General features: G+C 65.0%; 1 pseudogene. It reads right to left on the bottom strand.

Features of this window, described 5'->3' with window-relative positions:
- Positions 1–591 (bottom strand): annotated as a pseudogene (locus CVH10_RS16975) (helix-turn-helix domain-containing protein); the annotation flags it as partial.

Genomic DNA, 591 nt, shown 5'->3' with positions numbered 1-591 from the left:
TTGATGACGATATAGGCCGGACTTGTGATCAGGTCCTGAGATTTGAGCAACCGGTAGACGGTCGCTTCCGAGACGAAGTAGCGGCGCTCGTCGGTGAAGCGCACCGCCAGCTCACGCGGGCTGAGTTCAGGCTGCTCCAGAGCCAGGGAAACGATCTGCTCGCGGATCTCCGCAGGTAGACGGTTCCAGACCCGGCTCGGCTGCGAAGGATGGTCCTTCAACGCCTCGGGGCCGCCGCGCTGGTAGGCATCGTACCACCGGTAAAACGTCGAGCGGGTGATGCCGAGCTTGTCCAGGGTGGCACGCACCGGCAGGTGGGATTGCTGGACGAGCCGGATGATCTCCAGCTTCTCGGGGGCCGGGTACCTCATGCCTCGTCGCCCCCAGCCCCGCTCATGCTTTTTTTAAGCAGGCGGTTCTCCAGAACGAGGTCAGCCACGACCTCCTTCAGCGCCCCCGTCTCGCGGCGCAGATCCCGCACCTCGTCCGTGGTGGCCGCGCGCGCCGTGTCGCCAGACAGGCGCTTCTTGCCCGCCTCCAGGAACTCCTTGGACCAGCCGTAGTACATCGAGGCGGCGATCCCCTCACGTC

It is taken from the genome of Halomonas sp. ND22Bw (assembly GCF_003011945.1).
Taxonomy (GTDB): domain Bacteria; phylum Pseudomonadota; class Gammaproteobacteria; order Pseudomonadales; family Halomonadaceae; genus Halomonas; species Halomonas halophila.
The sequence above is the reverse complement of the archived record's forward strand: the minus strand, read 5'-3'. Positions and strand labels throughout refer to the sequence as shown.